This is a genomic window from Pseudomonas putida, assembly GCF_025905425.1.
Lineage (GTDB): Bacteria > Pseudomonadota > Gammaproteobacteria > Pseudomonadales > Pseudomonadaceae > Aquipseudomonas > Aquipseudomonas putida_AF.
Genome location: NZ_CP109603.1, coordinates 4,148,879 through 4,164,397 on the forward strand (window position 1 = coordinate 4,148,879; position 15,519 = coordinate 4,164,397).

The 15,519-nt window shown below is 63.4% G+C and carries 11 protein-coding genes and 1 pseudogene; 2 read left to right on the forward strand and 10 right to left on the reverse strand.

Annotated elements, in window-relative coordinates:
* Nucleotides 1–3: 3 nt before the first annotated feature.
* A complete protein-coding gene (gene purL, locus OGV19_RS18560) occupies nucleotides 4–3,903 on the reverse strand; it encodes a phosphoribosylformylglycinamidine synthase (RefSeq protein ID WP_264310084.1) in 3,900 nt (1,299 codons plus the stop codon).
* Between the two features lie 244 nt (nucleotides 3,904–4,147).
* Here purL and mltF point away from each other — a divergent pair, with 244 nt between their 5' ends.
* Entirely contained in the window at nucleotides 4,148–5,605 is a 1,458-nt protein-coding gene (gene mltF, locus OGV19_RS18565; protein ID WP_264310085.1) for a membrane-bound lytic murein transglycosylase MltF, read from the forward strand.
* 313 nt (nucleotides 5,606–5,918) lie between these two features.
* On the opposite strand, the pseudogene OGV19_RS18575 reads toward mltF, so the two are convergent.
* The 5 genes and pseudogenes from OGV19_RS18575 to OGV19_RS18600 form a co-directional block, all read right to left on the reverse strand.
* Nucleotides 5,919–6,062 (reverse strand): annotated as a pseudogene (locus OGV19_RS18575) (tRNA-specific adenosine deaminase); the annotation flags it as partial.
* A 263-nt stretch (nucleotides 6,063–6,325) separates the two neighbouring features.
* Nucleotides 6,326–6,805, reverse strand: coding sequence for a tRNA adenosine(34) deaminase TadA (gene tadA, locus OGV19_RS18585; RefSeq protein WP_264310086.1), 480 nt, complete (start codon nucleotides 6,803–6,805; stop codon nucleotides 6,326–6,328).
* Complete coding sequence (locus OGV19_RS18590) at nucleotides 6,805–8,187, reverse strand: multicopper oxidase family protein (RefSeq protein ID WP_264310087.1); 1,383 nt, start codon at nucleotides 8,185–8,187, stop codon at nucleotides 6,805–6,807. Before OGV19_RS18590 ends, tadA begins: the two co-directional genes overlap by 1 nt.
* Nucleotides 8,188–8,327: 140 nt before the next feature.
* Nucleotides 8,328–9,101, reverse strand: coding sequence for an APH(3') family aminoglycoside O-phosphotransferase (locus OGV19_RS18595; RefSeq protein WP_264310088.1), 774 nt, complete (start codon nucleotides 9,099–9,101; stop codon nucleotides 8,328–8,330).
* Nucleotides 9,098–10,210 (reverse strand): NAD(P)/FAD-dependent oxidoreductase, encoded by a 1,113-nt coding sequence (locus tag OGV19_RS18600; protein WP_413470105.1) that lies wholly within the window; start codon nucleotides 10,208–10,210, stop codon nucleotides 9,098–9,100. The genes OGV19_RS18595 and OGV19_RS18600 overlap by 4 nt, the downstream gene beginning before the upstream one ends.
* Nucleotides 10,211–10,309: 99 nt before the next feature.
* Here OGV19_RS18600 and OGV19_RS18605 point away from each other — a divergent pair, with 99 nt between their 5' ends.
* On the forward strand, nucleotides 10,310–10,777 hold the full coding sequence (locus OGV19_RS18605; protein ID WP_264310090.1) for a GNAT family N-acetyltransferase: 468 nt from the start codon (nucleotides 10,310–10,312) through the stop codon (nucleotides 10,775–10,777).
* Between the two features lie 75 nt (nucleotides 10,778–10,852).
* On the opposite strand, the gene guaA is transcribed toward OGV19_RS18605, so the two are convergent.
* The 4 genes from guaA to OGV19_RS18625 form a co-directional block, all read right to left on the reverse strand.
* The gene (guaA, locus tag OGV19_RS18610) at nucleotides 10,853–12,430 is read right to left on the reverse strand and encodes a glutamine-hydrolyzing GMP synthase (RefSeq protein WP_264310091.1); all 1,578 of its coding nucleotides are present in this window, start codon (nucleotides 12,428–12,430) and stop codon (nucleotides 10,853–10,855) included.
* A 78-nt stretch (nucleotides 12,431–12,508) separates the two neighbouring features.
* Nucleotides 12,509–13,978 (reverse strand): IMP dehydrogenase, encoded by a 1,470-nt coding sequence (gene guaB / locus OGV19_RS18615; protein ID WP_027595680.1) that lies wholly within the window; start codon nucleotides 13,976–13,978, stop codon nucleotides 12,509–12,511.
* A gap of 86 nt (nucleotides 13,979–14,064) precedes the next feature.
* Nucleotides 14,065–14,622 (reverse strand): sugar ABC transporter ATPase, encoded by a 558-nt coding sequence (locus OGV19_RS18620; RefSeq protein WP_264310092.1) that lies wholly within the window; start codon nucleotides 14,620–14,622, stop codon nucleotides 14,065–14,067.
* A gap of 46 nt (nucleotides 14,623–14,668) precedes the next feature.
* A complete protein-coding gene (locus OGV19_RS18625; RefSeq protein ID WP_264310093.1) occupies nucleotides 14,669–15,424 on the reverse strand; it encodes a sulfite exporter TauE/SafE family protein in 756 nt (251 codons plus the stop codon).
* Between the last annotated feature and the right edge of the window lie 95 nt (nucleotides 15,425–15,519).

Genomic DNA, 15,519 nt, shown 5'->3' on the forward strand with positions numbered 1-15,519 from the left:
GCCTTAGTTCACCCAAACCCGCGCGTTGCGGAACATACGCATCAGCGCGGCATCTTCCTGCCACTCATCCGGGCGCCAGGAGTTCTGCACAGCGCGGAACATACGCTCCGGGTGCGGCATCATGATGGTCACGCGGCCGTCGCGGCTGGTGAGGCCGGTGATACCACGCGGCGAGCCGTTCGGGTTGGCCGGGTAGGTTTCGGTGACCTTGCCGTGGTTGTCGACGTAGCGCAGGGCCACGCAACCGGACACGTCGGCTTCCAGCAGTGCCGCTTCGTTGGCGAACTCGGCATGGCCTTCGCCGTGGGCGATGGCGATCGGCATGCGCGAACCGGCCATGCCCTGCAGGAAGATCGAGTTGGACTTCTGCACCTCGACCATGGCCACACGGGCTTCGAACTGCTCGGAACGGTTACGCACGAAGTGCGGCCAGAACTCGGTGCCCGGGATCAGCTCGTGCAGGTTGGACATCATCTGGCAACCGTTGCACACGCCCAGGGCGAAGCTGTCGGTACGCTCGAAGAAGGCCTGGAAGGCATCGCGGGCACGGGCGTTGAACAGCGCCGACTTGGCCCAGCCCTCACCAGCACCCAGCACGTCACCGTAGGAGAACCCACCGCAGGCAACCAGGCCCTTGAAGGCTTCGAAATCGACACGGCCAGCGAGGATGTCGCTCATGTGCACGTCGATGGCGGCGAAGCCTGCGCGGTCGAAGGCGGCAGCCATCTCGACCTGGCCATTGACGCCCTGCTCACGCAGGATCGCCACTTGCGGGCGCACGCCTTTCTTGATGTACGGCGCGGCGATGTCGTCGTTGACGTCAAAGCCCAGCTTGACCGACAGGCCAGGGTTGTCTTCTTCGAGCAGCGCGTCGAATTCCTGGTCGGCGCATTCGGCGTTGTCACGCAGGCGCTGAACCTGGTAGCTGGTCTCGGCCCACTGGCGTTGCAGCAGGCGACGGTCGCCCTTGAACAGTTCTTCACCGTTCAGGCGCACGACCACTTCGCTGTTGTTGATCGGCTGGCCGATCACCGCGACGCAGTCTTCACCCAGGCCAGCGGCGCTGAACTGAGCCAGTACGTCCGGGGTGGCATCTTGGCGAACCTGGATCACCGCACCCAGCTCTTCGTTGAAGAGGATGGCGGCGACTTTTTCTGGCTTGCTGGTCAGGGTGTCCAGTTCAAGGTCGAAGCCGCAATGGCCGGCGAAGGCCATTTCCAGCACGGTGGTCATCAGGCCACCATCGGAACGGTCGTGGTAAGCCAGCAGGTGGCCGTCGGCGTTGAGGCCCTGGATCACGGCGAAGAAGGCCTTGAGGTCTTCGGCATCGTCGACGTCCGGTGCAGCATTGGCCAGCTTGCCGTGGGTCTGTGCCAGGATCGAGGCGCCCATGCGGTTCTTGCCGCGGCCCAGGTCGATCAGGATCAGGTCGGTTTCGCCCTTGTCCATGCGCAGTTCAGGGGTGAGCGTCTTGCGGATGTCGGTGACCGGGGCAAAGCCGGTGATGATCAGCGACATTGGCGAGGTCACGCTCTTCTCGACGCCCTCTTCACTCCACTTGGTCTTCATCGACATCGAGTCTTTGCCGACCGGGATGGTGATACCCAGCTCAGGGCACAGTTCCATGCCCACGGCCTTGACCGTGTCGTACAGGCGGGCATCTTCACCTGGGTGGCCGGCAGCGGACATCCAGTTGGCCGACAGTTTGATGTCGGACAGCTTTTCGATCCGCGAAGCCGCCAGGTTAGTCAGGGTTTCGCCGATGGCCATGCGGCCAGACGCCGGGGCGTCGAGCAGGGCCAACGGGGTGCGCTCACCCATGGCCATGGCTTCACCGGTGTAGACGTCGAAGCTGGTGGCGGTGACGGCGCAGTCGGCCACCGGCACCTGCCATGGGCCGACCATTTGGTCACGGGCCACCAGGCCAGTGATGGTGCGGTCGCCGATGGTGATCAGGAAGCTCTTGCTGGCCACCGCAGGGTGGTGCAGCACGCGCTTGACCGAATCGGCCAGCGACAGGGTGCTTGGGTCGAACTCATCGCCAAGCTCGGCTTCACGGGTGACCGAACGGTGCATGCGCGGCGGCTTGCCCAGCAGCACGTCCAGCGGCATGTCCACCGGCGTATTGCCGAAGTGACTGTCGGTGACGGTCAGGTGCGGCTCTTCAGTCGCCTCGCCGACCACGGCGAACGGGCAGCGCTCACGCTCACAGATGGCCTGGAAGCGGTCGAAATCGACGGCGCTGACGGCCAGCACGTAACGTTCCTGCGACTCGTTGCTCCAAATTTCGTGCGGGGCCATGCCCGGCTCGTCGTTGGGCACGTTGCGCAGTTCGAAGCGGCCACCGCGGCCACCGTCGTTGACCAGCTCAGGGAAGGCGTTGGAGATACCACCGGCGCCGACGTCGTGGATGAAGGCGATCGGGTTCTTGTCACCCAGCTGCCAGCAGCGGTCGATGACCTCTTGGCAACGGCGCTCCATTTCCGGGTTTTCGCGCTGTACCGACGCGAAGTCCAGGTCGGCGGAGCTGGCGCCGGTGGCGACCGACGAAGCCGCACCGCCACCCAGGCCGATGAGCATGGCCGGGCCGCCGAGCACGATCAGCTTGGCGCCGACGGTGATTTCGGCCTTCTGCACATGCTCTTCACGGATGTTGCCCATGCCGCCTGCGAGCATGATCGGCTTGTGGTAGCCGCGCACTTCTTCGCCGTGCGGGGTGTTGATCGCCTGCTCGAAGGTACGGAAGTAGCCGGTCAGTGCCGGGCGACCGAATTCGTTGTTGAACGCAGCACCACCCAGTGGGCCCTCGACCATGATGTCGAGTGCGTCGACGATGCGCTCAGGCTTGCCGTATGCCTGCTCCCACGGCTGTTCGAAGCCTGGGATGCGCAGGTTGGACACGGTGAAGCCGGTCAGGCCAGCCTTGGGCTTGGCGCCGCGACCGGTGGCGCCTTCGTCACGGATTTCGCCGCCGGAGCCGGTAGATGCACCGGAGAACGGCGCGATGGCGGTCGGGTGGTTGTGCGTCTCGACCTTCATCAGGATGTGCACCGGCTCCTGCACCGCGCCGTACTGGCGGGTCTCAGGGTTCGGGAAGAAGCGGCCGGCAACGTTACCGACGATCACCGAGGCGTTGTCTTTGTAAGCCGACAATACGCCTTCGCTGTGCATCTGGTAGGTGTTCTTGATCATGCCGAACAGGCTCTTTTCCTGAGCCTGGCCGTCGATGTCCCAACTGGCGTTGAAGATCTTGTGGCGGCAGTGCTCGGAGTTGGCCTGGGCGAACATCATCAGTTCGATGTCGTTCGGGTTGCGCGCAAGGTTCTGGAAAGCGGCGACCAGGTAGTCAATCTCGTCTTCGGCCAGGGCCAAGCCCAGGTCGACGTTGGCCTTGGCCAGCGCATCGCGGCCACCGCCCAGGATGTCGACCGAGGTCATCGGCTTGGGCTGGGCGTGGCTGAACAGGTCGGATGCCTGTTCCAGCTGGGCCAGCACGCGCTGGGTCATGCGGTCGTGCAACTCGGCGGCGACGGCCAGGGCATCGGCTTCGCTCAGGTTACCGGCAACGTAGTAGGCGATGCCGCGCTCCAGGCGCTGGATCGACTGCAGGCCGCAGTTGTGGGCGATGTCGCTGGCCTTGCTGGCCCAGGGCGAAATGGTGCCCAGGCGCGGTACGACCAGGAACAGGCGGCCGGTCGGCTCCTGTACCGGGACGCTCGGGCCGTACTTGAGCAGACGGCCCAGCACCTGCTGCTGGTCGGCGGTCAGCTCGCCGTCGACATCGGCGAAGTGGGCGAATTCGGCATACAAACCAGTAACAGCGGGGACTTTCTGGCTCAGTTGCTCGAGTAATTTACCGTGGCGAAAGGCAGAAAGGGCAGGAGCGCCGCGCAGGATCAACATCGTCGGGACAGCCTCAGGAAGGGGTGTGCTTAGAGGCCGTGCATTCTAGCCTAATTCCGCGGCTTTCGGCACCCGCCAGAGGGCAATGCTGCCGGGCGGCGGAACCGGACTTCGGGGTCAGAAAAATTGCCGGTTTTTCAGCCTGTCCATGGCGCCCTGACGCGCCTAGCGAAAAAACCGCTACCAGACAAGCTATCTGTTGTCGAGATATGGCGCCGCCTGTCCTTTGCGTATACTGCAAGCTATGTTCGCCCACACTGCTTTGCGCCAGCGCTGCGCCAGATGGCTCATCGCAACCGGACTCTTTCTGATGCTCGGTGCCTGTGTTGAAAAACCCAGCACCCTAGAGCGCGTGAAGGAGGATGGCGTGCTGCGCGTCATCACCCGCAACAGCCCGGCGACCTATTTCCAGGACCGTAACGGCGAAACCGGTTTCGAGTACGAACTGGTCAAGCATTTCGCCGATGATCTCGGCGTGAAGCTGGAGATCGAGACGGCCGACAACCTCGACCAACTGTTCGACGAACTGGGCAAGCCCTCAGGCCCGGTGCTGGCGGCCGCGGGCCTTGTGAGCAGCGAGCGGCGCAAGACCCAGGCAAAATTCTCCCACCCGTACCTGGAAGTCACCCCTCAGGTCATCTACCGCAACGGCCGCTCCCGCCCCACCGAAGCCAAGGGCCTGGTCGGCAAGAAGATCATGGTGCTCCAGGGCAGCAGCCATGCCGACCAACTGGCCGCGCTGAAAAAACAGTACCCGGGCCTGGAATACGAAGAATCCGACGCCGTCGAGGTGGTCGACCTGCTGCGCATGGTCGATGAAGGGCAGATCGACCTGACCCTGGTCGATTCCAACGAATTGGCGATGAACCAGGTGTATTTCCCCAACGTACGGGTCGCCTTCGACCTGGGCGACACCCGCGACCAGCGCTGGGCAGTGGCTGCCGGCGAGGACAACAGCCTGCTCAACGAGGTTAACGAGTTCCTCGACAAAGCGCAGAAGAACGGCACCCTGCAGCGCCTGAAAGACCGCTACTACGGCCATGTCGATGTACTGGGCTACGTCGGCGCCTACACCTTCGCCCAGCACCTGCAGCAGCGCCTGCCCAAGTACGAGAAGCACTTCAAGAGCTACGCCAAGGTTGAACAGGTTGATTGGCGTCTGCTGGCGGCCATCGGCTATCAGGAATCCATGTGGCAGCCGGAAGTCACCTCCAAGACCGGCGTGCGCGGCCTGATGATGCTTACCCAGCGCACCGCGCAGGCCATGGGCGTGTCCAATCGCCTGGACCCGAAACAGAGCATCCAGGGTGGCGCCAAGTACTTCATGCTGATCAAGCAGCAGCTTGACGACAGCATCCAGGAACCCGACCGCACTTGGTTCGCCCTGGCCGCCTACAACGTCGGCAGCGGCCACCTGGAAGACGCCCGCACCCTGGCCAAGCGCGAGAAGCTCAACCCGAACAAGTGGCTGGACGTGAAGAAGATGCTGCCGCGCCTGGCGCAGAAGCAGTGGTACAGCAAGACCAAGTACGGCTATGCCCGCGGTGGTGAGCCGGTGCACTTCGTGGCCAACATCCGCCGTTACTACGACATCCTCACCTGGGTGACCCAGCCGCAGCTCGAAGGCCAGATGGCCGAGGGCAATTTGCATGTACCCGGTGTGAACAAGGACAAGCCGGCGGAGCAGTCGCCGCCGATGTAAGCCTGTACTGGCCTCTTCGCGGGGCAAGCCCGCTCCCACAGGATCCCGACTTCCTGGAGGTTATAGGGTATCTGTGGGAGCGGGCTTGCCCGCGAAGGGGCCGGTACAGGCTAACCCTTGGCCCGCCGAACCTTGAAAAAGTCACTGAGGATCTGCCCGCACTCCTCGGCCAGCACCCCGCCCTCCACCATCACCCGATGATTCAAAAAAGCCTGGCCAAAGAACTGCCCCTGGCTCCCACAGGATCCCGACTTCCTGGAGGTTATAGGGTATCTGTGGGAGCGGGCTTGCCCCGCGAAGGGGCCGGTACAGGCTAACCCTTGGCCCGCCGAGCCTTGAAAAAGTCACTGAGGATCTGCCCGCACTCCTCGGCCAGCACCCCGCCCTCCACCATCACCCGATGATTCAAAAAAGCCTGACCAAAGAACTGCCCCTGGCTCCCACAGGATCCCGACTTCCTGGAGGTTATAGGGTATCTGTGGGAGCGGGCTTGCCCCGCGAAGGGGCCGGTACAGGCTAACCCTTGGCCCGCCGAGCCTTGAAAAAGTCACTGAGGATCTGCCCGCACTCCTCGGCCAGCACCCCCGCCCTCCACCATCACCCGATGATTCAAAAAAGCCTGGCCAAAGAACTGCCCCTGGCTCCCACAGGATCCCGACTTCCTGGAGGTTATAGGGTATCTGTGGGAGCGGGCTTGCCCCGCGAAGGGGCCGGTACAGGCTAACCCTTGGCCCGCCGAGCCTTGAAAAAGTCACTGAGGATCTGCCCGCACTCCTCGGCCAGCACCCCGCCCTCCACCATCACCCGATGATTCAAAAAAGCCTGGCCAAAGAACTGCCCCTGGCTCTGCACAATCCCCGCCTTGGGCTCCAGCGCCCCATACACCACCCGCGCCACCCGCGAATGTACGATCAACCCCGCGCACATGCTGCACGGTTCCAGGGTCACGTACAGGGTGCTGCCCGGCAGCCGATAATTGCTCGCTGCCTTGGCCGCAGCCCGGATGGCGACCATTTCGGCATGGGCACTGGGGTCGCTGTCGAAAATCGGCCGGTTGAACCCCTGCCCGATCACCTGGCCATGCTGCACCAGCACCGCCCCCACCGGCACCTCGCCCATGGCCGCACCCTCGGCGGCCAGTGCCAGGGCCAGGCGCATGAATTCCTGATCGCGGCTGCGATCGATGATCTGCGGGCGCATCAGACCACCGTAATCGCGGCCATCAGGCCGGTTTCCATGTGGTCGATAACGTGGCAGTGGAACATCCAGGTGCCTGGGTTATCGGCGACCAACGCCACCTGGGCGCGTTCGTTCTTGCCCAGCAGGTAAGTGTCGGTAAACCACGGCTCGACGATCTCCCGGCGGTTGGAGGCGATCACCTTGAAGCTCATCCCGTGCAAATGGATCGGGTGCTGGTATTGGGTCATATTCTTCAGCTCGAAGATGTAGCTCTTGCCCTTCTGCAGTGTGGCGATGGGCCGGTCGGCGCAGGTCTTGTCGGTAATGTCCCAGGCCTGGCCATTGATTTGCCACAAGCTTGGTGGCTTGCCGTTCTCGGTGTTGACCGAAACCTTGCCCACCCATTCGAAATTGAAGTTGAGCTTCTCGGCGTTCTCCAGGTCCGGCTCGGCCACTGGGTTTGGCGGCAATGCGGGCGGCCAGTCGCTGGGGGCGTCACTGCTGGCGACCGAACGCAAAGTGCCCAGGCGCACGAAACCGTCGCGCAGAGAGATTTCCTGCCCCGCCTCGGGGATGCGGATAGCCAGGCAGATGCGCATGCCAGGCCCCAGCCAATAATCGTCGTCCAGCGGGCGCGGGGTGACTGGGTTGCCGTCGAGCGCGTAGATCCGGGCCTCGCAGTTGCCCTTAAGGTTCAGGCGATAGGTCCAGGTGTTGTCCAGGTTGAGCAGGCGCAAGCGCACCACCTGGCCAGCTGGCAACTCGGTCACCGAATCGGCCTGGCCGTTGATGGTAATCAGCCGCCCGGCCGTGCCATTACGTGCGGCCTCGCGGGGGATGCTGAACGGCAGCCAAGCGCCCTGCTCATCCACGTGCCAGTTTTTCAGGCTCATCGTGCGCTCATGCAAGAACCCAGTAGGCTCGCGCTCCTCGACGATCAACGGCCCGACCAGCCCGCGGCCGAGCTCTTCGGAACTGCTGACATGCGGGTGGTACCAGTAGCTGCCGGCATCCGGCACACGGAACTTGTAGTCGAAGTACTCGCCCGGCTTGACCGGCAGTTGCGACACATACGGCACGCCGTCCATTTCCAGCGGCAGGCGGATGCCGTGCCAGTGGATGGTGGTTTCGACCGGCAGGTGGTTGATGAAACGCACCCGCAGCCAGGTGCCTTGGCGTACCCGCAGCTCGGTGCCCGGCGCCGACGAGCCGAACGCCCAAGCTTCGGTCTTGAAGCCCGGCACCAGCTCGACCTCCAGCGGTGCGGCGATCAGCTCGTAGTCATGCCCGGCATTCTCGTCCTCGACCTTGCCCAGCCAGTACCGCGCCGCGCCTCCGGCGCCCAGGCCTACCACAACCAGGCCGGTGAGGCCTTTGAGCATTTGTCGACGGGTGAAGGACATCGGTGCGGGTACCTCGTTTCGGCGCAATCAAGCTGCCAGCAGGGCTGGCGATGAAGGGCGAATACGATACACCTGCAAATGGGAAAGATTAAGTGAAGTCTTGTCGCAGGGAGGTCTGGGCCTGATACCTGCGCGCAGCGTCAAAAGAATTCGTCCAGCAATCGATAAAAGCGGATCCGGGCAGGATCCGCTTCAACCCCATAACTTGCCAGAAAGGGCGCCACCCACTCATCCCCCAGGTCAGCGGCGATATCCCGGGTTGCCAACGCCAAGTCCTGCCAACGGTCGGCCACACCCAGGCGGCCACAGTCGATGAAACCGCTGAAGCGTGCGCCCTCAGCCATCAGGTTCGGTAGACAGGCATCGCCATGGGTCACCACCCGGTCCTCCTTCGCCGGGCGCGCCGCCAACAGGTCGGCGAACACGTCACTGGCCGTGCGCCCAAGTTGCTCTTCATCGAAGTCTGCCTCATCGACCAGGCCAGCCGTCATGCGCGCTTGCGCCAACCTCACCCGCGCCGCCAGCGCATGATCGAACGGGCACTCCCCGGCCGGTCGCTGGTGCAGCTGGCGCAGTGCCTCGGCCATCAGGGCAACCGTGGCCGCTGGCGTACGCTTAGCCGACTCGGCCAAGCTCTGGCCTGGCACTGCTGTCATCAACAACCAGTGCCGTCCCTGTTCAGTAACGGCATCGACGACCCGAGGCGCCGGCATGCCCTGCCCCGCCATCCAGCGCAGGCGGCTGACCTCCCCTGGGAGCTCCGCCAGCGCCGCAACGGGCTCGGACTTGAGGAACAGATCGTCGGCGCATTGCCGGCGCAGGCGCAAGACACTGGCCCCAGACTCGCCAAGCGCCTGAACCTCCATCGCCACAACGCCATGGGCCTCTCGCCAGCCTGCTGGCAGGGTCGTCATGGCATCTGCCCTTTGAGGATGTCTTCGCAGGCCTCGCTGCCCATGAGCGGCGCCAGAATAACGCCTGGGTGAGCGACCGTGACGTACAGCCCTTCGAACCCCTCAAGGAACGTACGCAGTGGCAGGCCACTGTCGGTTTTTGGCCGGTACACTGCCTGGATTGATCGCAGCGACAGTTCGCAACTGGGGTGAAACAAACTGGCAACCGCTTGCAGGCTGCTACGACCGAGCTCGGCCATCCCCGCTTCACCCGGGAAGTCAGCTGCCGACAGCAGCCCACCACCCCGACCGGGCCGCACTTCCAGCGACTGCCCGTACAGCAGATGGCGCAGCGGCACCTGTGCGGCATCGAACCGCAGCAGCACCGCAGGCGCTTCGTGGATGGGCAGAGCCTGCCCCAGTTGCCGGGCCAGGCTCTGGGCGCCCATGGCATTGGCCAGTACGACGACATCCGCCGGCACGATGCCCGCGTGGGTACGCACACCGGTAATGCGCGCCCCCTGCACCTCCAGCGCCAGTACCTCGCACGCCTCAAGCACCTTGGCGCCTTCGCCCTGGGCTGCCGCCAACAAACGCTCAGCCAGTGCATCAGGCTCGACCGCAAAATCGTCCGGTGACCAAATTGCCATGTCCGGAGGCTGCACCAAGCCGGGCTCCAGCTCGCGGATGCGCTCGCGCCCCACCGCCATCATCGACACCCCGGCCGCCTGCTGCTCGGCAAGCATGGCCAAGGTCTCCTGCTCGCTGTCGAGCCAGATCAAACCACCTTGCGCTGCCACCGGCAGCGGCCCGAGCGCTTGCGTCAGCTGCGCAAATTGAGCCAGGGCACGCTGCTCCAGGGCAAAGCCTGCCGGGTGCTCGGAAGGGAGGCGGCTGCCGGTGCCCACCCAACCATACGAGTGCCCGGTGACACCCCGGGCAATGGCCCGCTCGCGTTCAAGCACGGTGACCGGGGCACCCCGCCGGGCCAGGTGCCAGGCGATGGAGGCGCCGATGATACCGCCGCCCACCACCACTACATGAGGAACGTTGCGTGCTATTGCGTTTGTCCTTGCGCAAATCCGAGGAAGCGTAGTGTGCGCAATGGCAGCCTTAACGTCTGTGAACAATCGTATTCACACTCAATGGCGGCCGGCGGCTTACGTTTGCTCACAGACGCGCAGGCAGTCGTCTACGCACAATGGCGTTTTCAACGTGAGGCCAGACGTATGACCGCCATAACCTTTCGCCCCGCAGCACCTGAAGATGCCGCAACCTGTATGACCCTCCGGGCATTGACCCGAGAAAACGCGTTCACCGAAGAAGACCTGCGCGCCCTGGGCATCACCGTCGATTCCTGGAGCAGCAGCATTCGCGATGGCAGCGGCCCAGGCTTCGTGGCTTGCAAGGACGACCAGATGGTGGGCTACTGCTTCGCTGACAAGGACAGCGGCGAGGTCACCGTGCTCGCACTGTTGCCGGCATATGAGGACCAAGGGATCGGCAAACGCTTGCTCCAGATGGTCGTCGATCACCTGGGGGAACTGGGGTTCGAGCGATTGTTCCTGGCGTGCTCCAGCGACCCGAACGCGCGCTCTTATGGGTTCTATCGCCACCTGGGGTGGACGTCGACAGGCGAGCACGATGAAGCGGGCGATGAGATCTTGCAGCTCGGGATCGATAGCAGCGCTCGGTAAAACGCAAAAGCCCGCAATCAAGCGGGCTTTTGCTAGCTTCCTGCTATCGGACGCCGGCCGTGGCCGGGCGCGAAATCATTCCCACTCGATCGTGGCCGGCGGCTTGCTCGATACGTCGTAAGTGACGCGCGAGATGCCTTCGATTTCGTTGATGATGCGGCCGCTGACGGTCTCCAGCAGCTCGTACGGCAGGTGTGCCCAACGCGCGGTCATGAAGTCCACGGTCTCGACGGCACGCAGGGCCACGACCCAGGCGTAACGACGGCCGTCGCCAACGACGCCAACCGATTTGACCGGCTGGAACACCACGAAGGCCTGGCTGGTCTTGTGGTACCAGTCGGCTTTGCGCAATTCTTCGATGAAGATGTGGTCAGCGCGACGCAGGATGTCGGCGTATTCCTTCTTCACTTCACCGAGAATCCGCACGCCCAGGCCTGGGCCTGGGAACGGGTGGCGGTAGACCATGTCGTACGGCAGGCCCAGTTCCAAGCCGATCTTGCGGACTTCGTCCTTGAACAGCTCGCGCAGCGGCTCGACCAGCTTGAGGTTCATTTCCTCTGGCAGGCCACCGACGTTGTGGTGCGACTTGATCACGTGGGCCTTGCCGCTCTTGGCGCCGGCCGACTCGATCACGTCAGGGTAGATGGTGCCCTGGGCGAGGAACTGGATGTTGTCCAGCTTGCTGGCTTCGGCATCGAAGATGTCGATGAAGGTGCGGCCGATGATCTTGCGCTTCTTCTCCGGGTCCGCTTCGCCTTCCAGGTTACCCAGGAACTGCTCCTCGGCATCGGCACGGATCACCTTGACGCCCATGTTCTCTTTGAACATGGCCATCACCTGGTCGCCTTCGTGCAGGCGCAGCAGGCCGTTGTCGACGAATACGCAGGTCAACTGGTCGCCGATGGCGCGGTGCAGCAGCGCGGCAACCACGGAGGAGTCAACGCCGCCGGACAGGCCCAGCAGGACGTTGGCCGAACCGACTTGCTCACGCACCTGGGCGATGGCGTCTTCGACGATGTTGGACGGGGTCCACAAGGCTTCGCAGCCGCAGATGTCCTGGACGAAGCGCGAGAGGATACGGCCGCCCTGCTTGGTGTGGGTCACTTCTGGGTGGAACTGCACGCCGTAGTAGCCGCGCGCGTCATCGAACATGCCGGCAATTGGGCAGCTCGGGGTGCTGGCCAGCACGTGGAAGTCGCCAGGCATCTGGGTGACCTTGTCACCGTGGCTCATCCAGACGTCCAGGCCCAGTACGCCATCGGCGTCCACATGGTCTTCGATGCCGTCGAGCAGGCGGCTCTTGCCGACCACGTCAACGCGGGCATAACCGAATTCGCGCAGGTCGGACCCGGTAACCTTGCCGCCCAGCTGTTCGGCCATGGTCTGCATGCCGTAGCAGATGCCCAGCAGCGGTACGTTCAGGTCGAACACCGCCTGCGGTGCGCGCGGGCTGTTGGCTTCGTGGACCGACTCGGGGCCGCCAGCGAGGATAATGCCGCGCGGGTTGAATTCGCGGATCGCTTCATCGTCCATGTCGAACGGATGCAGTTCGCAGTAGACACCGATCTCGCGCACGCGGCGGGCGATCAGTTGGGTGTACTGGGAACCGAAATCGAGGATCAGGATGCGGTGAGCGTGAATGTCGAGGGCCATGACTCAATCTCGTCAGTGGAAATCGGAAACGACGCGGGGCTGTCGTGACAGCCCCGCGTGCAACTGTTGCTGGAAGCCTCAGCCTACGCGGTAGTTAGGGGCTTCTTTGGTAATCTGCACGTCATGCACGTGGGACTCGGCCATGCCGGCACCGGTGATGCGTACGAATTCCGGCTTGGTGCGCATCTCTTCGATGGTCGCGCTGCCGGTATAACCCATGGACGAACGCAGGCCGCCCATCAGCTGGTGGATGATCGCAGCCAGGGCACCTTTGTACGGTACGCGGCCTTCAATGCCTTCCGGTACCAGCTTCTCGGCGCCGGCCGAGGAGTCCTGGAAGTAACGGTCGGAAGAGCCCTGCGCCTGTGCCATGGCACCCAGCGAGCCCATGCCGCGGTAGGCCTTGTAGGAACGGCCCTGGAACAGCTCGACTTCACCCGGGGCCTCTTCGGTACCGGCGAACATCGAACCCATCATCACGCAGGAAGCACCGGCAACGATGGCCTTGGACAGGTCACCCGAGAAGCGGATGCCACCGTCGGCGATCAGCGGCACGCCCGTGCCTTCCAGTGCGGCGGCGACGTTGGCGATGGCGCTGATTTGCGGCACGCCGACACCGGCGACGATGCGGGTGGTGCAGATCGAGCCTGGGCCGATACCGACCTTGACGGCGTCAGCGCCAGCTTCAGCCAGGGCCTTGGCCGCAGCGCCGGTGGCGATGTTGCCGCCAATCACCTGCACTTGCGGGTAGGTCTCTTTGACCCAGCGTACGCGGTCAATCACGCCTTTGGAGTGACCGTGGGCGGTGTCGACCACCACCACGTCAACGCCGGCGGCAACCAGCGCGGCTACGCGCTCGCCGGTGTCCTTGCCGGTGCCGACTGCCGCGCCGACGCGCAGACGACCTTGGTCGTCTTTGCTGGCCAGCGGGTAGGCCTTGGCTTTTTCGATGTCCTTGACGGTCATCATGCCCTTGAGGCTGAACTTGTCGTCGACGATCAGGACTTTTTCCAGGCGGTGCTTGTGCAGCAGCTCGCGGACTTCGTTCTTGTTGGCGCCTTCGCGCACGGTGACCAGACGCTCTTTAGGCGTCATCACGTCGCGAACCTTGGCATCCAGACGGGTTTCGAAGCGCACGTCACGGGAAGTGACGATACCGACCAGGTCGCCGTTTTCCAGCACCGGAACACCCGAGATGTTGTTCAGGCGGGTCAGGTCGAACAGGTCACGCACGGTGGCGTCGGCTTCGATGGTGATCGGGTCCTTGACCACGCCAGCCTCGAACTTCTTGACCTTGCGCACTTCGCCGGCCTGCTGTTCGATGGTCATGTTCTTGTGGATGATGCCGATGCCGCCTTCCTGAGCCATGGCAATGGCCAGACGCGCTTCGGTCACGGTATCCATGGCGGCGGAAACCAGAGGGATGTTCAGCTCGATGCCACGAGTCAAACGGGTCTTGAGACTGACTTCATTGGGCAGTACCTCGGAGTAGCCAGGTACAAGGAGGATATCGTCGAAAGTCAGGGCTTCTTGGCTGATACGCAGCATCGCGGGGGCTCCCGGGCGGGAAAAATGGAAGCGCGCCATTATACTCATCCACGGCGCGCCGCTCAATGCAAAATAAGGGCCTTCGGTCAGCCTTGTGGCACTTTTACCTGCACCACGGCCACTGGCTGATCCAACCAGTCGGCGAAGCTGTCGAGAAAGGCCTGAGTAAATCCGGCCTCGCCCCAGTTGTTGAAGATGAACCCCAGGTTGGAAAAGGCACATGGCTGCAGGTAAAGAAAGCCATTGATGTCGTCTTCGAAGCCGCACAGCGGGCAGGTGAAATTGTCACTGACCCTTGGCATCCACTCTTCGAGGCTCTCGAACAGCGGCTCGCCGACTTCACGGCGGCACTCCGGGCAGCCGGCTTCTTCAAGAAAACCGTCGGTCGGGGTGTAGATGCAGCGCTTGAGCATGATCTCCAGGCCGTTGGCCTGCTCACCGAATGGCAGCTTCTCAGGATGCAGGGCCACCTTGCGTGCACCTTCGGCCAAGGCATGGCCCATGCGGTTGCCGGTGCGGCCACAGGTGGTCAGTTGCTCTTCGACGATTTTCTCGCGCACCAGCCAGCGCACGATCGCCCGGGCGCGGGCTTCGTGGGCCGGGACGGTGGAAAGCTTGGGGACGATGATGCACTGGGTGTTCATTAAGGAAGCAAGCCTGCGAACTGCGGTAATGAAACAATTCTACCGCTCACAGGCTCAGGTAGCGACCGATCATGGCCAAGCCGCTGGCCAGCACCAGCCAGGTGACCAGGCGCACAAAGGCCTCGCGGGACAGTTTCAGGGTCAGCCGGCGCCCCACCCACAGCCCGATGAACATTACCGGTAACAGGCAGGCCGCGAGCAGCAGCAGGCTGCTGTCGGCGTAAACCCCGGCGAGCAGGAACAGCGACAGGCGTACGACCGTGCTGCAACTGATCAGCGCGCTCTGGGTAGCCCGCACCTGCTCTTTCGCCTCCAGGCGGGCGCTCAGATACAGCGCATAAAGAAAACCACCACTGCCGAACAACGCGCCGAACAAGCCCCCTACCGTACCCATGGGCACCGCCCAGACGCCGGACAGGTTCGCCGGGCGCACCTTCACCGCCAGGTTATAGAACGCATAGGCGCTGACGAACAAACCCATCAGCAACAGCAGCAGGTCGGACTTGAGCCGCAGCAAAAACACCACCCCCAGGGTGCACCCTATCGCCATGAAGGGCAGCAGGCGCATCAACTCACCGCGCACCACATCCCGGCGCGACGGCAGCAGGTTGCCGAATGCCGCAACGAAGTCCAGCAGCACCAACAGCGGGATGATCCGGGACAGCGGCATGAAGTGGATCAGCACCGGGGCTGCGACCAGTGCAGTGCCGAAACCGGCAATACCGAAGACGATGTAGGCCAGGCCAACACCGAGCAGGATGGGCAGCCAGTCGAGGCCGGAAAAGGACAATTGGGTGAGCATGGCGTGTGTTCCTGAAAAGTCATGCAAAGGTTAGCCAGCCATGAGCCATGCCGACTAATATGCGTTTGCGCCATCACCCATCTCGAAAAGGCATG

Excerpts from the sequence above, each read along its gene's own strand:
- purL (WP_264310084.1), bottom strand. The coding sequence starts at position 3,903 with ATGTTGATCCTGCGCGGCGCTCCTGCCCTTTCTGCCTTTCGCCACGGT.
- mltF (WP_264310085.1), top strand. The coding sequence starts at position 4,148 with ATGTTCGCCCACACTGCTTTGCGCCAGCGCTGCGCCAGATGGCTCATC.
- tadA (WP_264310086.1), bottom strand. The coding sequence starts at position 6,805 with ATGCGCCCGCAGATCATCGATCGCAGCCGCGATCAGGAATTCATGCGC.
- OGV19_RS18590 (WP_264310087.1), bottom strand. The coding sequence starts at position 8,187 with ATGTCCTTCACCCGTCGACAAATGCTCAAAGGCCTCACCGGCCTGGTT.
- OGV19_RS18595 (WP_264310088.1), bottom strand. The coding sequence starts at position 9,101 with ATGACGACCCTGCCAGCAGGCTGGCGAGAGGCCCATGGCGTTGTGGCG.
- OGV19_RS18605 (WP_264310090.1), top strand. The coding sequence starts at position 10,310 with ATGACCGCCATAACCTTTCGCCCCGCAGCACCTGAAGATGCCGCAACC.
- guaA (WP_264310091.1), bottom strand. The coding sequence starts at position 12,430 with ATGGCCCTCGACATTCACGCTCACCGCATCCTGATCCTCGATTTCGGT.
- guaB (WP_027595680.1), bottom strand. The coding sequence starts at position 13,978 with ATGCTGCGTATCAGCCAAGAAGCCCTGACTTTCGACGATATCCTCCTT.
- OGV19_RS18620 (WP_264310092.1), bottom strand. The coding sequence starts at position 14,622 with ATGAACACCCAGTGCATCATCGTCCCCAAGCTTTCCACCGTCCCGGCC.
- OGV19_RS18625 (WP_264310093.1), bottom strand. The coding sequence starts at position 15,424 with ATGCTCACCCAATTGTCCTTTTCCGGCCTCGACTGGCTGCCCATCCTG.